Source organism: Symbiopectobacterium sp., from assembly GCF_047692315.1.
Classification (GTDB): Bacteria; Pseudomonadota; Gammaproteobacteria; order Enterobacterales; family Enterobacteriaceae; genus Symbiopectobacterium.
The window spans coordinates 22,526-48,181 of sequence record NZ_JBLLJS010000028.1 but is presented as its reverse complement, the minus strand read 5'-3'; the positions used below and the strand labels follow the sequence as shown (position 1 = coordinate 48,181).

The 25,656-nt window shown below is 51.8% G+C and carries 18 protein-coding genes, 7 pseudogenes and 1 riboswitch; of the genes and pseudogenes, 16 read left to right on the top strand and 9 right to left on the bottom strand.

What is annotated here, in order from left to right; genetic code table 11:
• Both manD and ACMZI0_RS16900 read right to left on the bottom strand, forming a co-directional pair.
• A pseudogene (manD, locus tag ACMZI0_RS16905) lies at positions 1-1,222 on the bottom strand (D-mannonate dehydratase ManD).
• 180 nt (positions 1,223-1,402) lie between these two features.
• A pseudogene (locus tag ACMZI0_RS16900) lies at positions 1,403-2,281 on the bottom strand (LysR family transcriptional regulator).
• A gap of 414 nt (positions 2,282-2,695) precedes the next feature.
• On the opposite strand from ACMZI0_RS16900, the gene ACMZI0_RS16895 reads away from it, so the two are divergent.
• From ACMZI0_RS16895 to ACMZI0_RS16870, 6 genes and pseudogenes are all read left to right on the top strand, one after another.
• Positions 2,696-3,667: an alpha/beta hydrolase fold domain-containing protein gene (locus ACMZI0_RS16895; protein ID WP_415673822.1), complete on the top strand. Its 972-nt coding sequence runs from the start codon at positions 2,696-2,698 to the stop codon at positions 3,665-3,667.
• Positions 3,668-4,225: 558 nt separating this feature from the next.
• A pseudogene (locus ACMZI0_RS16890) lies at positions 4,226-4,937 on the top strand (4Fe-4S dicluster domain-containing protein).
• On the top strand, positions 4,930-5,898 hold the full coding sequence (gene nrfD, locus ACMZI0_RS16885) for a cytochrome c nitrite reductase subunit NrfD (RefSeq protein ID WP_415673821.1): 969 nt from the start codon (positions 4,930-4,932) through the stop codon (positions 5,896-5,898). The pseudogene ACMZI0_RS16890 and the gene nrfD overlap by 8 nt, the downstream one beginning before the upstream one ends.
• Before the next feature lie 3 nt (positions 5,899-5,901).
• Positions 5,902-7,242, top strand: coding sequence for an MFS transporter (locus tag ACMZI0_RS16880; RefSeq protein ID WP_415673820.1), 1,341 nt, complete (start codon positions 5,902-5,904; stop codon positions 7,240-7,242).
• Positions 7,243-7,315: 73 nt separating this feature from the next.
• Positions 7,316-7,531: pseudogene (locus ACMZI0_RS16875) on the top strand (FMN-binding protein); the annotation flags it as partial.
• Positions 7,530-8,382: pseudogene (locus tag ACMZI0_RS16870) on the top strand (FAD-binding protein); the annotation flags it as partial. The pseudogenes ACMZI0_RS16875 and ACMZI0_RS16870, both read left to right, overlap by 2 nt.
• A 52-nt stretch (positions 8,383-8,434) precedes the next feature.
• On the opposite strand, the gene alkB reads toward ACMZI0_RS16870, so the two are convergent.
• Entirely contained in the window at positions 8,435-9,073 is a 639-nt protein-coding gene (gene alkB, locus ACMZI0_RS16865; RefSeq protein ID WP_415673819.1) for a DNA oxidative demethylase AlkB, read from the bottom strand.
• Positions 9,063-10,081 (bottom strand): annotated as a pseudogene (gene ada / locus ACMZI0_RS16860) (bifunctional DNA-binding transcriptional regulator/O6-methylguanine-DNA methyltransferase Ada). Before ada ends, alkB begins: the two are co-directional and overlap by 11 nt.
• A gap of 254 nt (positions 10,082-10,335) precedes the next feature.
• On the opposite strand from ada, the gene ACMZI0_RS16855 reads away from it, so the two are divergent.
• Positions 10,336-11,040, top strand: a complete 705-nt coding sequence (locus ACMZI0_RS16855; RefSeq protein WP_415673818.1) for a DNA-3-methyladenine glycosylase family protein — start codon at positions 10,336-10,338, stop codon at positions 11,038-11,040.
• Between the two features lie 5 nt (positions 11,041-11,045).
• Here ACMZI0_RS16855 and ACMZI0_RS16850 read toward each other — a convergent pair whose 3' ends face one another.
• Complete coding sequence (locus ACMZI0_RS16850; protein WP_415673817.1) at positions 11,046-11,546, bottom strand: multidrug/biocide efflux PACE transporter; 501 nt, start codon at positions 11,544-11,546, stop codon at positions 11,046-11,048.
• A 144-nt stretch (positions 11,547-11,690) separates the two neighbouring features.
• Here ACMZI0_RS16850 and ACMZI0_RS16845 point away from each other — a divergent pair, with 144 nt between their 5' ends.
• The 3 genes from ACMZI0_RS16845 to ACMZI0_RS16835 all read left to right on the top strand — a co-directional run bounded on the left by ACMZI0_RS16845 (position 11,691) and on the right by ACMZI0_RS16835 (position 15,798).
• Positions 11,691-12,566 carry a LysR family transcriptional regulator gene (locus ACMZI0_RS16845; RefSeq protein ID WP_415673816.1) on the top strand — a complete coding sequence of 292 codons (876 nt, stop codon included), beginning with the start codon at positions 11,691-11,693 and terminating at the stop codon, positions 12,564-12,566.
• A gap of 403 nt (positions 12,567-12,969) precedes the next feature.
• Complete coding sequence (fumA, locus tag ACMZI0_RS16840) at positions 12,970-14,613, top strand: class I fumarate hydratase FumA (protein ID WP_415673815.1); 1,644 nt, start codon at positions 12,970-12,972, stop codon at positions 14,611-14,613.
• 420 nt (positions 14,614-15,033) lie between these two features.
• On the top strand, positions 15,034-15,798 hold the full coding sequence (locus tag ACMZI0_RS16835; RefSeq protein ID WP_415673980.1) for an SAM-dependent methyltransferase TehB: 765 nt from the start codon (positions 15,034-15,036) through the stop codon (positions 15,796-15,798).
• Positions 15,799-15,852: 54 nt separating this feature from the next.
• Here ACMZI0_RS16835 and ribB read toward each other — a convergent pair whose 3' ends face one another.
• On the bottom strand, positions 15,853-16,506 hold the full coding sequence (gene ribB / locus ACMZI0_RS16830; protein WP_415673814.1) for a 3,4-dihydroxy-2-butanone-4-phosphate synthase: 654 nt from the start codon (positions 16,504-16,506) through the stop codon (positions 15,853-15,855).
• A gap of 140 nt (positions 16,507-16,646) precedes the next feature.
• Positions 16,647-16,850: riboswitch (FMN riboswitch) on the bottom strand.
• A gap of 193 nt (positions 16,851-17,043) precedes the next feature.
• Here ribB and ubiK point away from each other — a divergent pair.
• Positions 17,044-17,322 (top strand): ubiquinone biosynthesis accessory factor UbiK, encoded by a 279-nt coding sequence (gene ubiK / locus ACMZI0_RS16825; RefSeq protein ID WP_415673979.1) that lies wholly within the window; start codon positions 17,044-17,046, stop codon positions 17,320-17,322.
• Between the two features lie 57 nt (positions 17,323-17,379).
• Here ubiK and yjeH read toward each other — a convergent pair.
• Both yjeH and zipA read right to left on the bottom strand, forming a co-directional pair.
• Positions 17,380-18,635 (bottom strand): annotated as a pseudogene (gene yjeH, locus ACMZI0_RS16820) (L-methionine/branched-chain amino acid transporter).
• An 83-nt stretch (positions 18,636-18,718) separates the two neighbouring features.
• A complete protein-coding gene (gene zipA, locus ACMZI0_RS16815; RefSeq protein WP_415673813.1) occupies positions 18,719-19,654 on the bottom strand; it encodes a cell division protein ZipA in 936 nt (311 codons plus the stop codon).
• 247 nt (positions 19,655-19,901) lie between these two features.
• Between zipA and cysZ the strand changes: the two genes are divergently transcribed.
• From cysZ to crr, 5 genes are all read left to right on the top strand, one after another.
• Positions 19,902-20,678, top strand: coding sequence for a sulfate transporter CysZ (gene cysZ / locus ACMZI0_RS16810; RefSeq protein WP_415673812.1), 777 nt, complete (start codon positions 19,902-19,904; stop codon positions 20,676-20,678).
• A gap of 132 nt (positions 20,679-20,810) precedes the next feature.
• Complete coding sequence (gene cysK / locus ACMZI0_RS16805; protein WP_415673811.1) at positions 20,811-21,779, top strand: cysteine synthase A; 969 nt, start codon at positions 20,811-20,813, stop codon at positions 21,777-21,779.
• Positions 21,780-22,181: 402 nt separating this feature from the next.
• On the top strand, positions 22,182-22,439 hold the full coding sequence (gene ptsH, locus ACMZI0_RS16800; protein ID WP_002913505.1) for a phosphocarrier protein Hpr: 258 nt from the start codon (positions 22,182-22,184) through the stop codon (positions 22,437-22,439).
• Positions 22,440-22,486: 47 nt separating this feature from the next.
• On the top strand, positions 22,487-24,202 hold the full coding sequence (gene ptsI / locus ACMZI0_RS16795) for a phosphoenolpyruvate-protein phosphotransferase PtsI (RefSeq protein ID WP_415673810.1): 1,716 nt from the start codon (positions 22,487-22,489) through the stop codon (positions 24,200-24,202).
• Between the two features lie 41 nt (positions 24,203-24,243).
• A complete protein-coding gene (gene crr / locus ACMZI0_RS16790) occupies positions 24,244-24,753 on the top strand; it encodes a PTS glucose transporter subunit IIA (protein WP_415673809.1) in 510 nt (169 codons plus the stop codon).
• Between the two features lie 81 nt (positions 24,754-24,834).
• Here crr and ACMZI0_RS16785 read toward each other — a convergent pair whose 3' ends face one another.
• A complete protein-coding gene (locus ACMZI0_RS16785; RefSeq protein ID WP_415673808.1) occupies positions 24,835-25,620 on the bottom strand; it encodes a hypothetical protein in 786 nt (261 codons plus the stop codon).
• Positions 25,621-25,656: the final 36 nt, after the last annotated feature.

Sequence of the window (25,656 nt, the reverse complement as noted above, 5' to 3'; positions counted from 1 at the left end):
TTACCAGTTCCACAGCGTGCCGTCTTCCAAACGAGCTACCGGCAGGTAGGCCGGTTCGTAGGGATATTTCGCCGCCAGTTTTTCGTCAAACTCGATGCCCAAACCCGGTTTTTCTCCCGGATGCATGTAGCCATCTTCAAATGTCCAACTGTGCGGGAATACTTCCAGCATCTGCTCGGAGTAGCCCATGTATTCCTGTACGCCAAAATTCGGCACCCAAAGATCGAAGTGCAGCGCGGCTGCCATGCAGATCGGTGACAAATCGGATGGGCCGTGTGAGCCGGTGCGAACCTGATACAACGAAGCAAAATCAGCAATGCGGCGCATACCAGAGATACCGCCAGCATGAGTGATGGTGGTGCGGATGTAGTCGATAAGCTGTTCTTCGATAAGCTGTTTACAATCCCAGATGCTGTTGAACACTTCCCCAACGGCAATCGGCGTTACCGTGTGCTGACGAATCAGGCGGAAACATTCCTGATTTTCTGCCGGCGTAGGATCTTCCATCCAGAACAGGCGATAAGGTTCTACACTTTTGCCGAAGCGGGCTGCTTCAATCGGCGTCAGGCGGTGGTGCATGTCATGCAGTAGGTGTTCGTTGAAACCGTATTTATCACGTACCGCTTCAAACAGTTTCGGAGCAAAATCCAGGTACTTTTCCGTCGACCAAAGTTGTTCTTCCGGCCAGTTACCTTTGGTGGCGGGTTCATACGCCAGGCCTTTACCTTTCGCCATACCGTAGGTGGTTTTCATTCCCGGAACGCCGCACTGCACGCGAATCGCCTTGAAGCCCATTTCGCGGTGTTTGGCGTAATCATCCAGCGCTTCATCAATGCTGTGCCCAGTGGTGTGGCAGTAAACCATCACACCGGTGCGCGATGCACCGCCCAGCAGCTGATACAGAGGCATGTTGGCCGCCTTGCCTTTAATGTCCCACAGTGCCATGTCCACCGCCGAAATGGCTGACATGGTAACCGGGCCACGACGCCAGTAGGCTCCCTTGTAGAAATACTGCCAGATATCCTCAATCTGCTGTGCGTCTCGCCCGATAAGCTGCGGGCAAATATGGTCTTTCAGGTAGGAAGCTACCGGCAGCTCACGCCCGTTCAGCGTGGCATCGCCGATGCCGGTCAGCCCCCAGCCCCCCTTCTGTTGTGATTTTCAGGGTGACAAAATTACGCCTCGGACAAGTAACAAATACTTCAGCACTGACAATTTTCATGTCGATATCCTTTTACATCATGTTTTCTATGCTAACCACCATATAAGTAGATCTAGTATGAAAACATGACCAAATTCACATTTACACACGATGGTGGGAAATTGTTCGAAGGAAAATCAGTAAGCGCTGCCCGGCCGATACCGGGCGTTATTAGCAGGCAGGACGAAGAGCGATGCAGTTTTATTCAATAAAATCAATGAATAGTTTAACCATAGGGATTTGAGCACTGCGTTTGAGATAGCTGACAGCGAAAATTCTTGGCAACGGAGTTTCCAGCGGTGTGATGGTGATATCGTACCCTTCAAGGCTCCCGGCGACCTGGGTGCACAAGAACACCACGCCATTCTGGTTCATCACCAGATCCATGATGATATCGATATTGTTGCATTCGCGGAAATAGCTTGGCTTCAACCCCTATTTTGCATAGGCATCGGAAACGATGGCATGCTCGCCCGTTCCTTTCTGCGGCACAATCAGCCGTGCCTGCGCCAGGGTTTCAAGACTCAACGTTTTTTGCTGCGCCAGCGGATGGCTGCTTGCCATCACGGCCACCAGTTGATCTTCATACAGCACCTGATGCGCAAACAGCGGATCGTCCTGATAATCGGCAAACGGCGTGGAATAGGAGAAATGGAGATCGCCGTTACGCACCTTTTCTAACAAATCCGTGCTGACACCATCGATAAATGACATCTCAATGTTGGGATAGCGCCGCTGAAACTGGCTAAAAATTTCGTAATGCCGCAGACGATTGAATATCGGAAGAACACCCACTAACAATGCGCCATCATGACTGTCTTCATAGCCACGAATAAATTGCTCAATATCGTAATATTCTCTAATTATACCACGTATTTTTTTGGCAAATGCCTTACCAAAGGGGGTCAGAGAGAATTGGTGCGTGGTGCGATTTATCAGTTTTCTTTCGGTTTCCTGCTCCAGGCGCGCTATCTCCTGAGAAAGAAACGCCTGGGAAATATTCAGCGTTTTCGCCGCCTTGGTAAAACTGCCAATGCGAATCAGCTCATGATAGTAGACAAGGTGCTTAATATTTATCATTGATGCCTTAATTTATAATTAATAGATATAACTATTATATTAACACACAAAAAAACAAATGTGACAAGCGACACAAATAACATGTTGCCGATCGTGCTTAAATGAATTTCGCGCAATAACACAATACATATTATTTATATGTGAATGCCAGGTTGCATAAATGGCATAGACTACGTGCATCATAATAAAAGCATGTTAGCAGTATAAAGATATTTATCATTATTCACGTTATGTACGCTGGCGCGGCGCATCCACATACATTGCCACGTCGCTGCATTCATCTGCAAAAAACGTATTCGCCTCTTCAATTTGCGAATAGCACCCAACATCTTTTTTTGATGCGCTATTCGTGCGCCCTATTTCCAGGGTGACAGAGGTTGGGAAATAACGCTCGTTAATCGCTAAGGAATGATAATGTCCACCAACTACAAACCGATGGCCCTGTGCCTGTTCTTTACACTGGGTTGTCTGTCTGGCACTGCCGCTATTGCAGATGCGCCGTTACATACTTTGTCCGTTAAGAAGAGTGTTCCATCGGTAAAATTGATCTCAAACGTGGTTTTCTCTCAGGTGCCAATGCGCGGCTATTCCAACGTAGCGCTGAAAATGGATATTTTGCAACCTGAGTCACCCAAAGCCTTGCCCGCCGTGCTGTTTGTCACCGGCGGCGGTTTTATTAACGCCAACAAAGATAACTACGTTCAGCAACGCCTGGCCATGGCCGAAGCAGGCTATGTGGTTACCAGCATGGAATATCGTGTAGCGCCGACAGTGCTGTTTCCTGCGCCGCTTGAAGATGTGAAATCAGCGGTACGTTATCTGCGCGCGCGGTCCGGGAAATTTGGTATTGATGGCGCACATATTGCGGTATTTGGCGCGTCAGCCGGTGGGTATCTGGCCGCATTTACCGGTACGTCGAACGGCGACAAGCAGTTTGATAAGGGGGAAAACCTGGATAAAAACAGCCAGGTTCAGGCGGTGATCGACTTCTACGGGCTCTCCGATTTGCTGCGTGTCGGCGAAGGCTTCCCCGATGAGGTGGTGCAAAAACACACCTCCGCTTCAGCAACCGAAGCTATTTGGGTTAACGGCACCTCCGTATTCAACGATGGTGGCCCGATTACACGCTATCCTGAACGCACAGCAGCAGCCAATCCCATCAATTACATTAACAGCAACACCCCGACGTTCCTGATTATGCACGGCACCAAAGATACCATTGTCTCGCCACGCCAAACGGAAATATTGCATCAGGCATTATTGCAACAAAGCATTGATTCCACCTATTACTCGGTTAAAGATGCACAGCACGGCGGTGATTACTGGATGCAGCCAGAGATTATGAAAATTGTGATCCAGTTCCTGGATAAACATTTAAAGGGCTAATTTTCACAATACAGTAACCTTACCCATTCCTTTCCGCGCCTGAATATTCAGGCACATTATCTCCCTGTGGATTCTGATACTCCCGCATCATGATTTGCATAATTATTTGTAAACCGATCACACTATAATTAGCGCAAACAAAAATGATTCTCAATTGACTCTATTACATTATTTACTTTTCATTCACAGTCGCTCATGATATTTAATTACAAACTACATTTATCCTCCTGAAATTTATAATAAATCCAGATAATTTTTATATTAATCTTCAAACCCGCAAATGTGATTTACTGCACACTCTACCCCCTATTAGGTATGGTCAAATAAAACCCATAGGAAGCTCATGGTTTACGTGCATCTTATATTATTATATCGATAAAAAATTTCTGATGCCTGCTGGGTACCGATATAAAAAAGTTTTTGTTCAATGTCTCAGGGAAGCCCTTCCACACTGCGTCACAACGAATCAGACACTGCAAAAGCCAATCACCCAACGATTTTTCGGTACCGACATCAGCATGACTACATCAACTAGCATTCAATACTGAAGGTGATGTTATGGAAGATCATTCCCGCCGTCGATTTCTCGCCTATATGGGGAGTGCCATTTTTGTGACGGGCAGTTCCTCACTGGCGTTAGCAAACGAGGCTGCGCCGCAAAGCGCTACACCCGCCGCTGGCTCCTCAAAAGGGGTGCGATGGCTTACTGCACAATGAATCACTGTGTATTGGCTGTAAAGCCTGTATCGGTGCCCGCAAAGAGACCAACAATGTTCCCGATGGCGTTACCCGCCTCGAGATCCTGACCTTCGTTAATATTCCGCGTACCTCGACCAGTCGCGCTGTGCGTCAATATTTTCGTAAATCCTGTCAGAATTGCGAAAACCCGCCGTGCGTTTCCGTGTGTCCGACGGGTGCCTCCTTTAAGGACGCACTCACCGGCATCGTTGACGTTAATGATAAACGCTGCGTAGGTTGCCGCTACTGTATCGCTGCCTGCCCTTACCACGTACGCTTTATCAACCCGGTAACCAATACCGCAGATAAGTGCAACTTCTGCCGCGAGACCAATCTGGCAGCAGGTAAAAAACCGGCCTGCGTCGAGATCTGTCCGACCCACGCTCTGGTATTTGGCGATTTGAACGATCCGGCCAGCGATATTTCTCAAATGATTCTCGCGAACCCGACCTATCGCTCCAAAGTCTATCTGGGCACCGAACCGAAGCTCTATCGCATTCCTGGCAAACGCGGGGTAATCGACAATGCTTAATGCTTTCCACTTCGACACGCTGGTATGGGACTGGCCCATCGCCATCTACCTGCTGCTGGTGGGCATTTCCGCTGGCATGATCACCCTCACGATGCTGCTGAAGTATTACGTGCCCGCGGAGTACAGCAGCAAAAATCCCATCGCCATAGCAACGGCGATCGTGGCACCGTTGTCGGTGATGGTCGGTCTGATTATTCTGCTCTTCCACCTGACACGCCCGATGACCTTCTGGTATCTGATGGTCTTCTACAACCCTGGCTCCATCATGTCGCTCGGAGTGATGCTGTTTCAGGTCTACTTCGTGTTTATCATCCTGTGGCTGGTCAGCCTGTATCGTGATGAGTTGCTGACGCTGGTGAGCAAATTCAACAACGGCGGCCTGCTCTCTCTGGTGCGTAACCTGAGTGCCATTATCCAGAAACGTATCAGTTGGTTTAAAAACACGCTGTTGGTGCTGGCAATCCTGTTGGGGTGCTATACCGGTTTTCTGCTGTCGGCGCTTAAATCCTTCCCGATGCTGAACAACCCGGTGCTGCCAGTGCTGTTTCTCGCCTCGGGCACCACGTCCGGCATTGCGGTTGCGCTGCTGGCCGGAGCCATGAATCGCCAGTTTATTGGCGAACACAAAGGTACGTTGCACTTCATCCATATCCATAAAATTGAAAATCCCGTGGTGTTCGCAGAGATCTTCTTGCTGTTCGCCTTCTTTGTCGGGTTGTTATTGGGTGGCGGTCAAAAAAACCTGTCGGCACACAACGCACTTACCGGTTTCTGGGGCGGCGTGTTCTGGATTGGCGTTATTGGCGTGGGTATCGCGGTTCCGCTTATTGCCGGATTCCTGCGCAGCCACGACAGTGCGCCAAGCCGCAAGCAGATGGCGTTCATGGCGGGTCTCAGCCTGCTCGGTGTGTTCCTGCTGCGTATGTTTGTGCTGTACGCCGGCCAGATGACAGTAGCGTAAATCATGAAGACGTCGTGGACACTGTTCTGGATTGCATCCATCACCTTTTTTATGCAATCCGTCGACACGACGATGTTGTATATCGCACTGCCAACCATTGCGGAGGCGCTTCACCAACCGGTGCTGCATATGGAGCTGATTGTTATCTCCTATGTTGTTACCGTGGTGGCCTTCACCCCCGTCAATGGCTGGATGGCAGCGTGGCTGGGTGAACGCAAGACCTACCTTGTCGCGATCGCTATTTTTATGGCGGGCTCGCTGCTGTGTACTACCGCGACCTCCATCGTGAGCCTGAGCGCATTTCGTTTTATACAAGGGATCGGCGGCGCATTGATGCTGCCGATAATCAGAACCATTATTTTGAGAACCACGCCCGATACCATGAAACTCTTATTCCTCAACCGCATTACCCTGCTGGGGTTACTGGGCACCATGATTGGCCCAGTGCTGATTTTTGTTCTCAACATTCCCCTGTGCCTGGTCTGCCTGATGCTGACGAGAAAACATATTCCCGCCAATATGCAGGTTCCACACTTTCGGGGAGACACCTATAAATTGATGCTGCTGGTCGGCATCTTGTTTCTCGGCGCATTCCTGCTCACCGCGATACCGAAAAACATCATCAGCCTCCCGTTGAGTGCCGCGCTGGCCATCGCAGGATTTAGCCTCGCATTCCTCTATTTCAAACAGGATATGTTCGCTACTCGGCCTCAACCGCGCGAAAACCTGTTTACCATTAAAACGTTTTCCATTGGCGTGACCAGCGGTATCGTCACGCGCATTTTGCTCTCCTCGATCCCGGTGGTGCTGTCGCTGATGCTGCAAACCAAACTGGCGTGCGACCCCACCACCGTCAGCCTGATTTTGTTGTTATTCTCCAGCGGTACCCCGCTCTCTAAAATGGGTTTCGAGCCACTGATAAAACCGATTGGCTACCGCAAGCTGCTGCTGCACACCACGGTCATTACTTCGCTGTGCATTTTCTCCATGGGCGCGGCGGTGCAGGAAAACGCAACGATATTCATCGGCATTATTGCGGTGCTGCTCAGCATTCTGATTTCGACGCTGCATTCCGCAGAGAGCACGCTGGCGTTCAGCAACCTGAGTCATCACACCTATAACAACGGCAATAACATTATGACAGTGACTCAGTTGCTCTCCATTATGATCAGCATGGCATTGACCTTTCCTATGCTGCGTTTTCTTACCCGCATGGAGAGCACGATTAATTTAAACAGTTTTAGCCTGCTATTTATTTTACTCGGTATCGGATTACCCATTTGCTGTTTTATATTCATGCATCTGAATGAAGATGACGGCCATCATTTTATTCATGGGAGATAAAGGAGAGCACGAGCAATAATTTTCCGTTCAATATAACATTGAATATTTATAAACTTTTATTGGAACCGTTGATATGAAAACATCACAGGGTACGGCAGCCTTTTGTCTGCTGATTGCATCAAGCTTCGCCTTTGCAGATGGCGATTTTAAAGCAGGCACTTATTCTTCCGCCAGCACAGGTATTGGTGGCGACGTTACTGTCACATTAGATATTGATGCCCAAGGGAAAATCAATAAAGCCACCGTCGATGCGCCTTCTGAAACGCCAGAAGTGGGTGGTGAAGCGGCAAAAGTACGTCGCCTTCCCGGATACCATCATGGTGGGCAACATCGGTAAAGATGGTGAAGGGATAAAAATGGCCTGGAAAGCTGGTGCCAACTGGTGCCAAAGAAGAAGGCATGGGCGTACTGCAAGCCTATCGTCCTGGCTTGCCGGACTATGCGCCTAACTCCCACCTGCTGGCCACGGCCCGCCAACCCTATCTGTGGGTCGACACGCATGGCCGTCGCTTTACCGATGAGTCCAACGTTATCATTTGGCCTCACTCCGGTAACGCGCTCTCCAAAGCGGGCGGCATCATGTACTCCATCTTTGATGAAACGTCACGTAAACATTACGTGAACGACGGGATCGATGTGCCAATTGATGAATGGGTTATCGCCAATACCAAACTCACCAAGTTTGACGATGAGTTTGAAAAAGAGAGTCAGAAAAACCGCGGTTTCGTCTACAAAGCACAAACGCTGGACGCACTGGCAAAAGCGATGGGCGTGGATGCCAGCGTGCTGAAAGAAACCATCGATCAGAACAACGTATTTGCCGCGCAAAAACGTGATGAAGTGTTCAACAAGAACATGGATTACCTGCGTCCGGTGAAAACAGGGCCGTTCTATGCCGTTAAGATGCAGCCTGCCGCACTCGGCACGCTGGGTGGCGTGAAAATTAACGAGAAGATGCAGGCAGTCAACAAGGACGGCAATGCCATCCCGGGCCTGTATGTCACCGGTAATGACGCGGGCGGCATGTACGGCGACACTTACGACCTGCTGTTAGGCGGCGACACCTTCGGTTTCGCCCTGAACTCAGGCCGTATTGCCGCAGAAAGCGCATTGGATTATATGCACTTCAAGAAACAATAAGCCTGTTCGGTAACAACCTGCGCCCTGATGGGCAGGTTGTTACCGCCTTATTTTATCCTGCCTTACGAAACGTCAGATTAAACCGATAAGCGCCAGTGCCTGCTTTGATGGTTTGCACGCCGTGAAAACGCAGGCGTGACGGCCCGCCCCACACCAACACATCGCCCTGCGTCAGCGCGATACGCTGCACGGCATCACTGCGCTGCATACCGCCAAACTGAAAGATGGCCGGTAACCCAAGAGACACAGAAACAATCGGCTGCGAGAAATCTCGCTCATTCTTATCCTGATGCAATGACATCCGGCTGCCCACCGCATAGCGGTTCATCAGGCAAGCATCGGCAACGAAATCAGGAAATCCGGCCTCGTGTGCTGCCTGTTGCGCCAGTTGAGCAAACAGCGTCGGCATCGCGGGCCAAGGCTCCCCCGTAAGTGGATCGTGGCGCGAATAGCGATAACCCTGCGCATCCGTCACCCAGCCCAGCGTGCCACAATTGCTCATGGCGGCCGACATGGCAAAGCCGCCCGGCGTGGTCATATGTCGAAACGGCGACAGGCTCGTCAGTTGGTCAATCATCTGCATTAACGCGGGTGCACATTCGACGGCGAACCCGCGCAGCACAACCGCGCCAGGTGCCAGCGTTTGCGTCCAGCGCGGTGTGCCCTCTTCCGCGAACAGATCATCCGTCATGGGATTCCTTAGCCTCGATCTCAAGCAGTTGGTGTTTACGCGCGATGCCCCACCGATAGCCCGACAACGCACCATCGGTGCGAATGACCCGATGGCAAGGAATGAGAACCGCCAGACGGTTGGCGGCGCAAGCTCCGGCCACCGCACGCACCGCGTCCGGCTGGCCAATTTTTTCAGCAATGTCGCGGTAGCTGAGCGTGGTTCCCAGAGGTATGTCACGCAGAGCCTGCCAGACACGCAGTTGAAACGCGGTGCCGCGAATATCGAGCGGTAACGTCATCGGCACGCCAGGTGAATCAATGACACTGACCACCAGCGCCATGCGCTGCTCAAACGCCGTATCACCTCCGACCAAGGTGCATTGGCAAACAGAGATTGCAGCTCGTTTATCAGTGCAGTGGCGTCATCCCCCAGTAAAACTGCACAGACACCGCACTCGCTTTCTGCAACCAGAATCTCACCCAGTGAACACTGTCCGATAGCAAAATGGATCGTCATACCCTGCCCCTTGTTTTTAAAACTGCTTCTCGGCATGCCGAGAAGCAGGTCGGACTCGTGATAAAATTGCCCGCTGGAGCGAAATCCTGCCTCTAATGCCGCTTGTGTCACGGGCGCATCACCGCTCAAAGACTGGCGCACACGCTGACCACGCAACGCGGCAGCGCAGCGTTTTGGTGTCACGCCAACGTGGGTTTTAAACAGCCGGTGAAAATGGTAGGGGCTAATACCCACAGCGTTTGGCGCCAGCGTCAGCGATATCTCTGCCTGCGCCATCAGTTGGCAGGCGTGCTCAATAGCTGCACATTGCCTTTCCTCGCGAGACGGATTTCCTGGTCGGCAGCGTTTACAGGGCCGGAAACCGGTACGTTGCGCCGCCTCAGCATCCGCAAAGAACCGCACATTTTCCCTCAGTGGTAACCGAGACGCACAGGAGGGCATACAGAAGATCCCCGTAGTTTTAACGCCATAGAAAAAACGGCCATCGGCGTGTTTATCACGTCGGCACAAGGCATCCCACCATGCATCGTCTTAGGCAGGGGGTTCTTGCTCAGGAAAAGAAATCGGCGTTCGGCGCACGTTTGTCGACATCATTCACCTCGCAGTCTCTGGCCAAAAAAGATATCCCACCCTACCTTTTACTTCTGGCGAATACATGCCTGATTCTTGCTTTCTCATTCCAGAAACGCATCCCAAAGTGACAACCCTTATTCACTCTTTTATGCTGAAAGCCCGCACCCTTTCTCTCACGTTCAGGATCAAGTATGTCACACCCGCAGCCGGTATTATGGAACAGGGCGCAGAGCGTGCATCTGGCATGCGAACATTTGCGCACGCTCGGACCGCGCTGGCAAGCGTTGCTGGACAACATCGGCGAATGTCAGCACCAAACGCACCCGCATCGTGAACCCTATGAAGCGCTGATACGCGCCGTAGCTTACCAACAGCTCACGACTCGTGCGGGCGATGCAATGATCCGCCGCCTGTTGGAAGCCTTTAGCCCTGACGGGCAGACACTTCCTTCCGCACAGCAGATTGCCGCCAGTGAGAAAGACGCGCTGCGCCAATGCGGCTTCTCAACGCGCAAGGCAGAGACCCTGCACGCGATTGCCCACGGGGCACTGCAAGGTTTGGTTCCTGCGCGAGAACAGGCGCTAACAATGGACGATAATACGTTAATCGAACGGTTATGTACGTTGAAAGGCATTGGTCGCTGGACGGTCGAAATGTATTTGATCTATGGGTTGGAACGAATGGATATTATGCCGTTGGACGATCTCGGTATCCGTTTAGGGTTATGCTATTTGCATCAGCGCGATGCGATACCCTCGCGCCGCGAGTTGGAGGAACTCAGCCTGCCGTGCCAGCCCTTTCTCACGGTCGCGGCCTGGTATTTATGGCGCAGCCCGATAACGCCAGACTACGCCGATTTCAAAAGCCGATTGAAAACCAGCAACCGCAACAGCTAACCGTGTTAACGAGTACGCGATGCGATGGGCGACTTACCCTGCTGACCTGCTCTACGCGCCATAAGACGTGCGTGCAAATTGTCGTATACCCAGTTATAAACCACGGTATATGGCAGGAAAAACAGGAAAAAGCCGATCTCCACCATCAACGCCTGCCACAGCGTAATCTCCAACATCCAGGCCGCGACAGGCAACCCGAACAGGATAAAACCGCCCTCAAAGCCTAATCCGTGCAAGATACGCACTTTGGCACCGCGCGCCACGCGTGATACCGGCCACAGGCGATCGAAGAGAGCGTTGTAGATGATATTCCACACCATGGCGATGCTGGAGAGCATGATCTCCAATGCGCCCATGGAAAACAGCGGCTTGTTAAATAGCCAGGCACCAATGGGTGCCGTAATCAACAGAGCAACAACTTCATAACCGACAGCATGAAACACACGCTTACCCACGCTTCGGCGTTGTACCGCGGTTGTTTGTCTCTTTGCTGCGTTAGATTGCATACATCACCACACTTTTTTCATCAACAAAAACACGCGGTGGAGAACGCCTCTCACCGCTTGACGACGGCAGCTTATATCGCTATTAGTGGAAGAATGAAATTAATATCCATCGATAAAAACGATGGACTTGAGAAGAGAGCGGTGATGCGATATTCCCCCGAATCCCTGATTGCCTTTGTAACCGCAGCACAAACCGGCTCCTTCTCTTCCGCTGCGCGCCAGTTGCGCAAAAGCCAATCCACCGTGAGCGCGGCCATTGCCAACCTGGAAGCCGATCTCGGTCTGGTGCTGTTTGATCGATCAGGGCATCAGCCACATCTGACGGATGACGGTCATAAAGTGCGCATGCACGTTCAGGCCATTCTCGCTGCCAGCGACACGCTGGATGCGTTGGCGATGCGTCTGGCCAATCGTATCGAGCCACGCCTGAGCTTTGTGCTGTCGGATATGTGGAAAGCAGCTCATTATGATCCCTTGCTGCACGCTTTTTCTGCCCGTTTTCCTGATATCGAGTTCGAGTGTCTGATCGCCGAGGATGAGGATGTCATCGACCTGCTTCAGGCACAGCGCGCGCATATGGGCGTTATTCGCACCCAACCACACTATCCAGCAGAGATCAGTGCCTCACGATTACACGTGAAAACCGAAATGGCCATCTTTGTTGCAGCGCAGCATGCGTTGGCACAGCAGCCGTCTGTCACGCAGCAGCAGTTGGCGACGGTGCGCCAGCTTTGTCTGAATACCTATACGCGCAATGAACGTCAGTCGGAGGAGGGAATAATCTGGTCTGCACCTTCTCTTATGCTGCTGGAAATGGCAGAACAGGGGTTTGGCTGGAGTATACTGCCACGCTGGCTGGTCGCACAGTTTGGTCATCAGGTATTGGTGGAGTTACCCGTGGCAGGTTGGCCGCAACTGATTGAAATGGATGTGGTGTGGTCAAAACAGTACCCGCCAGGCCCGGCAGGTTTTTGGATGATTGATAATTTACTGATGCAAAAAGATCCGGCCCTGAATTGAAATAGAGGTGGTCTTGATAACGCAATGCAGACCCACTATTTTCTTATCGATGCGGCAAAAAACCACATTATTTTCAGGGAAAACAAGTCGATAAATTTACTTATTTTTATTAAACAAGTTACGCAATATAATAAGCATCAACATCAACTTGACGCATTATTGCTTTTTCACCATTTTCACTGCGCTTTTTTTATCGTTCAGAATGTAAAAACCCACCGATTCGATGCAAAAACTGTGATATACTAAATTGGTACGTAGCGCTATAAACCCCTACCATGGTTGGGATAATTGTGCTAACGCATGACTGAATAATTGCACATAAAAATGATAACCATATGCAAGACAGAAAGTCTTCCCAAAGGATACTGAACCTTTCTTTTAATTTGTTGCAAGTGAGAAAAACATGTCGAATAAACCATTTTATTATCAAGAACCTTTTCCGCTAAGCAAAGACAACACCCAATATCGCCTCATCAGCAGCGATTATGTTTCCACCGCCCAGTTTGAAGGCAAAGAGATCCTGAAGATCGACCCGCGGGCATTGACCCTGCTGGCGCAACAGGCCTTCCACTATGCATCGTTTATGCTGCGTCCAGCCCACCAACAGCAAGTGGCTGATATCCTGCACGACCCGGAGGCGAGTGAAAACGACAAATACGTGGCGCTGCAATTCCTGCGCAACTCGGAAATTGCTGCAAAGGGCATTCTGCCGACCTGCCAGGATACCGGTACTGCGATTATCGTCGGTAAAAAAGGCCAACGGGTCTGGACGGGCGGCAATGACGCCGAAGCGCTGTCACGCGGCGTGTATAACACGTTTATTGAAGACAACCTGCGCTATTCGCAGAACGCCGCGCTGGATATGTATAAGGAAGTCAACACCGGCACCAACCTGCCGGCCCAAATCGACCTCTACAGTACGGAAGGGGCGGAATACAAATTCCTGTTTGTCACCAAAGGGGGTGGCTCTGCCAACAAGACCTACCTTTATCAGGAAACCAAAGCGCTGCTGACGCCGGAAAAACTGAAAAACTTCCTGGTGGAAAAAATGCGCTCACTGGGCACTGCGGCCTGCCCGCCGTATCACGTTGCCTTTGTAATCGGCGGCACCTCAGCAGAGAGCACGCTGAAAACCGTGAAGCTCGCCTCCACCAAATACTACGATGTGCTGCCCACCAGCGGCAATGAACATGGGCAAGCATTCCGCGACCTTGCGCTGGAAAATGAATTGCTGAAAGCCGCACAGGATCTGGGGTTAGGTGCGCAGTTCGGCGGTAAATATTTCGCTCACGATATCCGCGTTATTCGTCTGCCGCGTCACGGTGCCTCCTGCCCAGTCGGCATGGGTGTTTCCTGTTCCGCTGACCGCAACATTAAGGCCAAAATCAACCGCGACGGCATCTGGCTGGAGCAGTTAGAGCAGAATCCTGGCAAATACATTCCTGAACATCTGCGCCAGGCCGGAGAAGGTGAAGCGGTCAAGATCGATCTTAACCAACCAATGGAACAGATCCTGAAAACGCTGTCTCAGTATCCGGTTTCCACGCGTCTCTCCCTGTCAGGCACCATTATTGTGGCGCGCGATATTGCTCACGCCAAACTCAAAGAGCGCATCGACAACGGTGAAGGATTGCCGCAATACGTTAAAGATCATCCGATTTACTACGCGGGCCCGGCCAAAACGCCGGAAAGCTATGCCTCTGGTTCCTTGGGGCCAACCACCGCAGGGCGCATGGACTCCTACGTTGATCTGTTGCAAGCCAACGGCGGCAGCAAAATCATGCTGGCGAAGGGTAACCGCAGCCAACAGGTGACTGACGCCTGCCATAAACACGGCGGTTTCTATCTCGGCAGTATTGGCGGTCCGGCTGCGATTCTGGCACAGAACAGCATCAAGAACCTGACCTGCGTTGAGTATCCCGAACTGGGCATGGAAGCGATTTGGAAAATCGAGGTGGAAGACTTCCCGGCATTCATTTTGGTGGATGACAAGGGGAATGATTTCTTTCAGGTGATCCAGTCCAACAAGTGCACTCGCTGCGCATAATGTCTTTTAGTTTTAACCCGCGTTGAATGACGCTGAGGAAACGGGTAACGCCAGGATGAGCGGCAGGGATGCCGCGAAAGTCCGCTCCGTGCCGGGAGCACGTCGCGGGCGGTCCGTCCGGCGGTACCTGTTTCCGAAGGCATCGCGTAGCGACGTCATTCCGCAAAAAGCGCGGGGTCGAGGGGTGTGGGCGACTGCACACCCCTAGTCGGGCGCGTGCTACGCAAGTAGCAAAGAAAAGCTATCAGCTCTTCGCGCACGAAACCCTACGCCAATCTCAACATACTTCACCCTGAGAACATGCTCTCACCACAAAAGATGTATTTTAAATAAATTTTTATAGCTATTCTTTGCGGAGCTTTAAACTACCCGCAACGCGGTAAAACGCGATAAGAATGTATAGGCTCCCCGAGGTGAATGATGCAAAACCTGATCTGTTATAAAACCATGCCGCAGTGGAATGCGCAGACGCTGCCCGCCACATTTCAAGAAAAACACAACACGCAAGTAGGAACCTGGGCAAAGCTGACCGTCCTGAAAGGGGAGCTGACATTCGCCATGCTGCATGAAGATGGTTCAGTGATTGAGACCTACCAGTTTACCGAACAGAACCAGCCGCCGTTTGTTGAACCGCAAGCCTGGCATCGTATCGTGAGCGCCTCAGCGGACCTGGAGTGTCAGTTAGCGTTTTACTGCACCGCAGAAGATTATTACACCAAAAAACACGGTCTGACGGCAACCCACTCCGAAGTGGTGGCCGCACTGGAGCAGGTAGCCCTCGGCAAAGCGCTCGATCTTGGCTGTGGTGGCGGAAGAAACGCCCTTTACATGAACCTGCGCGGGTTTGACGTTACTGCGTATGACAAAAACCTCAATAGCATCTCGTCACTGAAAGATATCATCAGCAGCGAAAACCTCTCCGGCATTCGTGCCAGCCTGTACGACATCAACAAAGCAGCGCTAGACGAACAGTATGACCTTATCATCTCCACCGAGGATTTCCCCTGCCCGTTGCCATTCTCGTTTACCTTCCAGCACAACGAACTATGCGACTATTACACCGGATGGGACATTCTGAAATACAACGAAAACGTGGGTGAGTTGCATAAAACGGACGAGAACGGCAATCGCATCAAACTGCGCTTCGCAACGTTAATGGCAAGAAAAACGCAGCACAGCGCGTAAAGCGCACAGGCTGCGTTTTTATGGGCCGGTGTCACCGGCCCGAGAAGGGAGTAATCAGCTCGCTTTGCGTTCTGCCGCCTGACGATAGGCGACCAAATCTTCGATGGTCAGTACTGGCATGCCGTGCTGTTTGGCAAAGGCGATCACTTCTAGCGCGCGCGCCATGGAGCCATCGTCATTGGTCAGTTCGCACAGCACGGCGGCCGGTTTGAAACCAGCCAGCGTTGCCAGATCGATAGACGCTTCGGTATGACCACAGCGCGTTAGAACACCACCCGGCTGTCCGCGCAGCGGGAAGACATGCCCCGGGCGGTTCAGATCGCTTGGACGCGCATCATCGGCAATGGCGGCACGAACGGTTGTCATACGGTCAGCGGCAGAGACACCGGTCGTTACGCCTTCCGCCGCTTCGATGGTGACGGTAAAGCCGGTTTGATAGTGGCTGGTGTTGTGCTCCACCATCATGGGCAGTTCCAATTGACGGCGGCGCTCTTCAGTCAGGCACAGGCAGACGATACCGCTACCGTAGCGAATGGTCATCGCCATTTGCTCAACGGTCATGTTCTCGGCGGCAAATACCATGTCGCCTTCGTTTTCGCGGTCTTCGTCGTCCAACACCATAACACCAACTCCTTGACGCAGCGCTTCAAGCGCACGTTCAACGCGTTCAGATGGCGTGCCAAATTCAGAAAGTAATGTCTGATTCATGGTAAAAAAACCTCATATTTATTATGGATTACCAGAACCAGGGCGAGCTTGAGGAGTAACCATTGCATCGAATGCGCGTCAATACGCACCGGGCAATGACTAACAAAATAACGCGAGTGGGCCTATGCCCAACAGGATACCGTTACTCTCTCCCATCCGGACTATAACCGTCGGCCCCGGAATTTCACCGGATCTGCTGACCTCGCCACACATATCGATAATTCATCATCGACAGCGTTATAGCGAGCGCTCGCGGGCTTCCACACGAAAGCATGATGTTTTAGCACCCTGCGTTGTCTGGTTTACCGCCGGTGGGGAATTACACCCCGCCCTGAGAAGTAAGCGAGGTAACTATAACGCTAATGCCGGAGCGGGGCAATTGGCGCAATAGGCAAAATGTGACATCTGCTCACCTATTGATAAAATTTTTCTTTAAGAATCTGACACAAAGCGATGCAGGACGAGTTTTGGTTTATCCCGTTTCATTCACGCATTACACTGACACTACAGATGACAGGAACCTATCAGGAAAACGGCATGATTGACCCGAAAAAGATTGAGCAAATTGCACGTCAGGTGCACGAATCTATGCCCAAAGGCATACGTGAGCTGGGCGAAGACGCCGAGAAAAAAATTCGCCAGGTGCTGCAAGCACAGTTCACCAAGCTGGATCTGATGAACCGTGAAGAGTTCGATGTGCAAACGCAGGTTCTGCTGCGCACCCGTGAAAAACTGGCACGACTGGAACAGCGTTTGAGCGAGCTGGAAGCAAAACTGGACGTGGAAAAATCCACAACGCCGGAACAGCAGCCGTAATAGCCTGCCGCTATCTCACCGCCAGCACCGGCCATACCATGGCCGGTACAGCGCCTGCTATTCTGCTGCCAGTTGCGGAGATTTACGCGGTAATCCCCACCACAACACCGCTAACATAATCAACGCATAGAGCGATTTGGCCCCACCATCACCAACAGTGCGCAGCACAATACACTGCCGATGACAGCCATTAGACGGGCCCGTCCTTTCAACAATCGGCACCCTGCCAGCATGCACAGCAGATAAACCAGAACAAAAATGCCATTGGCGTAAACAATCAGCGTCGATAATGGCAGGGACAGCCAGTGAATCAGCAGGCAGCATATCAGGCTACACAATACCACCGCCGACAGCGCATTGAGTGGCACCTGAGTACGCGAAAGCGTCCCTAAACGACTGCCCGGCGTCGCCTGAGACCACACCAGCCGCGCAAAGCCCTGAGTGTAAATATTCACGCTGGCAAAACAGGCCAGATAGCCAATCAGGCAGGCTCCCCAATAGATCCATTGGCTGCCAAACAAGTCTGCGACGATACTTAACAGCAGCGACGTCGGGGCGATATCACTGTCATAGACGTTCAACTGCAAAATAGCCACGGTACAGCCCCAATACACGATGCCAGCAATCAGCATGCCGATCATCAATGCGCGTGGGAAATCACGTTCCGGATTGCGAAACTCGGTAGAAAGGTGGGCAAACGCCTCCAACCCAACAAAACACCAGAACATCACGGCAAGTGAATCAAAGGTGTTAGGCCAGGAGATAGCACTCAGTGCGAGCCAGGTAATATGCGTGGGGGTGATGTCACCCGCCCACCAAATGGCAGCTACCAGCAACACCACCAACACGGCAATGATCGTTTGAATGGAAGCACTGGAGCCCGCACTGCGCGATCCGAGCAGCCACATGGCTACCAGCGTCAACATTTGCACCACCAATGTGCCCCTCATGCTTTGACCAATAAACGTGGACCAGAATTCAGCGGCAATTTGCAACGCCGCAGGTAACCCCAGAGGGATCACGGAGAGAAACAGCCAGCGGGTCACGCGAGCCAGGCGTGGACCAAACGCCAGGTTGACAAAGTGAGCCGCCCCACCGGCATTCGGAAAATGCTGCCCCAGCGCGGCAAAGCCGATAGCAATGGGAAACACCAACACAATCAGCAGCGGCCAGGCCCATAGGTTATCGTTACCCGACAGTTGCGCCACAATCGCTGGCACCGCAAACACACCGGTGCCCAATAGCGAGGTGGAAAGCAGCCCCACTCCCTGAATCACGCCCAGATCCTGCTTTAATCCATTGCTACTTGCCACTTCAGCCCATCCTATACCATGAAAAAACAAAGCCTCCTTCGTGGAGGCTTTGCGGTTACCTATTAACGGTTCCCCATTAACACTTACCCATTAGCCCGCAGCACATCGCGAATGCGGTTCTTGTAGGCTTCGACTTTCTGCGGCGTCATCAAACGGCGCTCATCATCCAACACCACGCCGCCTACGTCATCAGCAATGCGCTGTGCCGATTGCAGCATCAATTTAAAGTTCTGGCTCGCGTCGCCGTAGGATGGCACCATCATGAAAATGGAGACCCCCGGCGTAGAGAACTCGGCCATATCGTCAATACTGAAAGAACCGGGTTTCACCATATTGGCCAGGCTAAACAGCACCGGCCCCGCCCCTGCGGGATTAACATGGCGATGGAAAATATTCATTTCACCGAACTGGAATCCTGCCTGCAACACGCTTTGCAGCAGCACTTCTCCGCCAATAATACTGCCCTGATGGGCCGCGACGTGCAGCACCAGTACGGCCTCCTGCTGCGTATTGCTTGCACTTTTCGCTTCCGGTTGGGCTTCAACGCCATCGGGTTCATGCGCAGCGGCTGGCGCTACGGGCTCAGCCTCGATGTGCGGTGTATGCGGTACATGGACTGGACGCAAAAGCGCATCGTTATCTTCATCGACTTGCACTTGCGGTACAGGACGCTGCGGTGTCGCCGCGCCTAACAGCGGATCATAATCGGTACGAACATGTTCGGCGGCAGAAGCAAAAGGCGATGACGAAGAAGATGGCGGTGCCGGTTCATCAAATGTGCCAAGCGCGGGTTCTTCCGGCGCACGAGTACGCGTAACCCTGACTTCGCCGACCCCTTCATCAAGTTCCTCGAGCGGGGCAGCCTCTTCCCGTTTCTGCTTTTGCTTAAGGCGCTTCACCGGACGATCGCGAAAAAGGGACGAGCGCTCTTTACGGCTCGTCCACAAGCCGTGAAGCAGTAGCGCAATTATAGCGATCGCGCCCACAACGATTAATATCAGACGCAAGTCCTGCATCATTGCTATCCCAGTTAATTCAATTTATTGCCACCGCGGCAATTTTTTCATACCCTTAACTCTATTTGCCCGCGTACACAAGTGCAAGCCTGCACAATATTTTATAGGAATCAAGCCTGCACAATATTTTATAGGAATAAAGATATACCGGGCGCACTTTTTTGCTTTTTTTTCGTCCAAAGGGTCACTGGTCAGCAGAAAATCATCCCGATATGATGCAGATCACACAAACAATGAGGAACAGGATGCCATGGTAACCCCGTCCCCCGCTACGTCAACGTGTTCAGGCATTTACTATTTTGCACAAGGCTGGCAACTGATGTCGCTGCCGGGCATACGGCGTTTTGTCATCATACCTCTGCTGGTCAATATACTGCTGATGGGCGGTGCCTTTTGGTGGCTGTTTTCCCGCATGGGGGAATGGATTGCCCGACTGATGAGCCATGTGCCAGATTGGCTGCAATGGCTAAGCTATCTGCTGTGGCCGCTCGCGGTGGTCTCTATCCTGTTGGTGTTTGGTTACTTTTTCAGCACCATCGCCAATTTCATCGCTGCGCCGTTTAATGGCCTTCTTGCGGAACAGCTTGAAGCGCGCCTGACCGGGAAGACCTTGCCAGACAGCGGCATGCTGGGCATGGTTAAAGATATCCCGCGTATCGTGAAGCGTGAAGTGCAGAAGCTCGCCTATTACCTACCGCGCGCAGTCGTACTGCTATTGTTGTATCTTATTCCCGGCATCGGGCAGACCGTGGCACCGCTACTGTGGTTCGGGTTTAGCGCCTGGATGCTGGCCATTCAATATTGCGATTATCCCTTCGACAATCACAAAATCAGCTTTCCCACCATGCGCGAAGCGCTACGGCGTCATAAACTCAATAACTTACAGTTCGGCGCACTGGTCAGTCTGTTCACGCTGGTGCCGTTCCTGAATTTGGTGGTGATGCCTGTGGCCGTCTGCGGCGCGACCGCATTGTGGGTAGATCGTTATCGTCATCTCGCGGTATCAGGGGGAGGGGGAGCGCGGTAGTCTTTTTCGACTGTAATGAAAAGATATTTCTTAAGAACATAACGATATAGCAATTCTTTCCTTCCCTGAAAGAGCGGAGTGAGTATGCTCTATCTTGTTGGTAAAAATTTCATACAGTTATAAGGACTGGCCATGAGCAAAATCTATGAAGACAACTCCTACACCATCGGCCACTCGCCGCTGGTTCGCCTGAACCGTGTCGGTAATGGACGTATTCTGGCAAAAGTGGAATCACGCAATCCCAGCTTCAGCGTCAAATGCCGTATCGGTGCGAACCTGATTTGGGATGCGGAAAAACGCGGCGTATTAAAACCCGGCGTTGAACTGGTAGAACCGACAAGCGGTAACACCGGGATTGCTCTGGCCTATGTCGCTGCTGCCCGCGGGTACAAATTAACCCTGACCATGCCAGAAACCATGAGCATCGAGCGGCGCAACCTGTTGAAAGCGCTGGGTGCCAAACTGGTACTGACCGAAGGTGCGAAAGGCATGAAAGGTGCCATCGCCAAGGCAGAAGAAATTGTCGCCAGCGATCCGAACCGCTTCCTGCTGCTGCAACAGTTCAGCAACCCGGCTAACCCGGAAATTCACGAAAAAACCACCGGCCCGGAAATCTGGGAAGACACCGATGGTGAAGTGGACGTGTTTATCTCCGGTGTTGGCACCGGCGGTACGTTGACCGGCGTCAGCCGTTTTATCAAGAAAACCAAAGGCAAAGCCATCACCACTGTAGCGGTTGAACCCGTTGATTCTCCGGTGATCACGCAAGCGTTGGCAGGAGAAGAGATCAAGCCTGGCCCGCACAAGATCCAAGGGATCGGCGCAGGTTTTATTCCAGGTAACCTCGATCTGTCTCTGGTGGATCGCGTTGAGCGAATTTCTAACGAAGACGCTATTTCAACCGCACGTCGTCTGATGGAAGAAGAAGGTATCCTTGCCGGAATCTCTTCCGGCGCTGCCGTTGCTGCCGCGCTGAATTTGCTGAAAGATCCGGCGTTCGAAGGCAAAACCATCGTCGTGATTCTGCCGTCTTCCGGTGAGCGTTATCTCAGCACCGCGTTGTTTGCCGATCTGTTCACAGAACAAGAACTGCAACAGTAATCGCGCGCGCTGGATTGACTGCAAAAAAGCACCTTCACAGGTGCTTTTTTTGTGGTCGGGTTCAAACTTTATACCCATCAATGATTGCTTTTTTAGTCCAGGTTTAGTATTTAACCGAACAATTATTTTGATGCGCGAAATTAATAGCCATAACACAGCACCCTGCTCCCGCTGATGACATTGACCCGCTTTTTACCGCTGAGGCAGTAACGTCATAACACACTGGGCTGGAATGCAGCACTGTCTGGCGTATATATTCAAGGAAGGCGTTTCGTCATTTCCTTGCCGCATCAAGGGCGACCCCGTAACATAAATGGGGCTGACCTAACAGACTAAAGTTTGGTAAATACACTAAACTTTAGTTCCACAACACGAATCCAAACCATAGTTGGGGAAAACAGAATGTTCCAGCAAGAAGTCACAATTACCGCTCCTAATGGCCTGCACACCCGTCCTGCCGCTCAGTTTGTTAAAGAAGCCAAAGGATTTACCAGCGAAATTACCGTCACTTCCAACGGAAAAAGCGCCAGCGCGAAAAGCCTGTTCAAGCTTCAGACCCTTGGCCTGACGCAAGGCACTGTCGTTACGCTCTCCGCAGAAGGTGAAGACGAGCAAAAAGCCGTTGAACATCTGGTTAAGCTGATGGCCGAACTTGAGTAATCGGCAGGCTTTTCGTGTGAACATCAGTTTCGAGTGAAGGTAGGGTTATGATTTCAGGCGTATTAGTATCACCAGGTTTTGCTTTCGGTAACGCGCTGTTATTGAAGGAAGACGAAATCGTCATCAGCCGGAAGAAAATTACTGCTGAAGACGTTGAACGAGAGATCGAGCGTTTTCTGAGTGGCCGTGCCAAGGCATCCGCACAGTTGGAAACCATCAAGGCCAAAGCAGGTGCAACCCTGGGCGCTGAGAAAGAAGCCATCTTCGAAGGGCATATCATGCTGCTCGAAGATGAAGAGTTCGAGCAGGAAATCATAGCCCTCATCAAAAAGGACCATCACACCGCCGATGCAGCAGCCCACTCGGTGATCGAGAATCAGGCGAAAGCGTTGGAAGAGCTGGACGATGAGTACCTGAAAGAGCGCGCAGCGGATATGCGTGATATCGGTAAACGCCTGCTGAGAAATATTCTTGGCATGCCGATTATCGATCTCGGCGATATTCAGGAAGAATCTATCCTGGTCGCTACCAATCTAACGCCATCAGAAACCGCACAGTTGAATCTGGACAAGATGCTGGGGTTTATTACCGATCTCGGCGGCCGGACCTCCCACACCTCCATCATGGCGCGTTCTTTGGAATTACCCGCGATTGTGGGCACGTCTGATGCCACCCAACAGGTGAAAAACGGCGATTATCTGATTCTGGATGGCGTTAACAACAAGATTTATCAGAATCCGACGCCAGACGTTATCGAACAGCTGAAAGCGTTGCAGGCGCAATACCTCGCTGAAAAAGATGCGTTGGCAAAACTGAAAGATTTGCCCGCTATCACGCTTGACGGGCATCAGGTGGAAGTGTGCGCCAACATCGGTACCGTGCGCGATGTCGCCGGTGCAGAGCGTAACGGCGCAGAAGGTGTTGGTCTCTACCGCACCGAATTCCTGTTTATGGACCGAGATGCCTTCCCAACAGAAGAAGAGCAGTTCCAGGCCTACAAAGCCGTGGGTGCACAGGCCGTTATCGTGCGCACCATGGATATCGGCGGCGACAAAGATCTGCCTTACATGAACCTGCCGAAGGAAGAAAACCCGTTCCTCGGCTGGCGCGCGATCCGCATCTGTCTCGATCGCAAAGAAATTCTGCACGCACAGCTGCGCGCCATTCTGCGCGCGTCCGTATTTGGCAAGCTGCGTATCATGTTCCCGATGATCATTTCTGTGGAAGAAGTTCGTGCACTGAAAGCCGAGCTGGAACTGCTGAAATCGCAGTTGAGAGCAGAAGGGAAAGCCTTCGATGAGAGCATCGAAGTGGGCGTGATGGTAGAAACACCTGCCGCCGCCGCCATTGCGAACCATCTGGCGAAAGAAGTGGACTTTTTTAGTATTGGGACAAATGACCTAACCCAGTATACTCTGGCAGTTGATCGCGGTAATGAGCTTATCTCTCATCTCTATAACCCGATGTCGCCAGCGGTATTGCGTTTGATCAAGCAGGTCATTGACGCATCGCATGCCGAAGGCAAATGGACAGGGATGTGCGGCGAGCTTGCTGGTGACGAACGTGCTACACTGCTATTATTGGGTATGGGTCTGGATGAATTCAGCATGAGTGCAATCTCAATTCCTGGCATCAAGAAGATTATTCGTAATGCAAATTACGACGATGCCAAAGCGTTGGCAGAACAAGCGCTCTCCCAGCCCACAGCGCAAGAACTGAGCGATGTAGTGAGCCGATTCATCAAAGAAAAAACGCTCTGCTGATTCTGCTATGCTGACCCAATATTAATAATTAGGAGAAGATCATGGGTTTGTTCGATAAACTGAAATCTCTGGTATCTGATGACAAAAAAGATACTGGCAGCATTGAAATCATTGCGCCGTTGTCCGGTGAAATCGTCAATATCGAAGACGTTCCTGACGTTGTTTTTGCAGAAAAGATTGTTGGGGACGGTATTGCCATTAAACCGACCGGCAACAAGATGGTGGCACCGGTTGACGGCACCATCGGCAAGATTTTTGAAACTAACCATGCTTTCTCTATCGAATCCGACAGCGGGATTGAACTGTTTGTTCACTTCGGCATCGATACCGTTGAGCTGAAAGGTGAAGGCTTTAAACACATTGCGGAAGAAGGCCAACACGTGAAGAAAGGCGATCTGGTCATTGAATTCGATCTGGCGTTGCTGGAAGAAAAGGCCAAGTCTACGTTGACGCCGGTAGTTATCTCCAATATGGATGAGATCAAAGAGCTGACCAAGTTGAGCGGTACCGTTGTTGTAGGCGAAACACCGGTTATCCGTACCAAGAAGTAATGCTTCTCTGAACGCTGTACATGATACCTACCCCACGGCCAGTGCGCTGACTGTGGGGTTTCTATTTGCGGCCCGCCCTACTCACATTAAACGCGGGCGCTTTGCCGCACCGACAGAGGCCATTTCAAGGGCTGCCAGCACTTTTGCCGCATCTCCGACCAATGAAATCCCCAGTGACTGGGCCACTAATGCGCAGCATTCCCCATTTCGTACCCGTTCAGCGCCAAAGGTATCAACAGCGATCATCTCCAGGTAATGCATCGCTCTGTGGCAATGATGAATACCCTGCTCCCAAGCCACTACGCGACATGATTCCCCCTGCCGAACCCGATCCCCGGCAACCGTCCTCACCGCAATGCTCTCCAGCTCACACATAGCGGCAAACAGAGGACTGATACCATGTTCTCTGGCAACCAATCGGCAGGATTCACCATTACGTACCCGTTCTCCGGCACAAGAATCTACGGCGATCATCTCTAACATATCCATCGCCTCATACTGCATGCAAATACCATGATCCTCTGCCACCTGCATGCATGGCTCACCGTTACGTACCCGTTCTCCTGCCCGCCCCTTCACCGCGCGCTTTTGCAACGCGTTGAAGGCAAAGCTATCAAATTCTATGCCGTAGATCTCCGCGACGGTGTAGCAGCATTCGCCCGCACCTACCCGCGTGCCCGCCGCGCCATCAACCGCCAGCATATTCAGTCGATGCATTAGTGCGCTATTCTCAGGAATGCCATGCGCCTGAGCCACTGTTTTGCACGATTGCCCCGCCAATACACGCTCTATTGCAATTGCCTCTGCCAGCCAGGCACGCTCTCCGACGGAAAGCGATTTCCAGCGTTGATAAAACGCCTCACGCAAGACGTGTTGTACCGCAGGAGGAAACTCACTGTTATC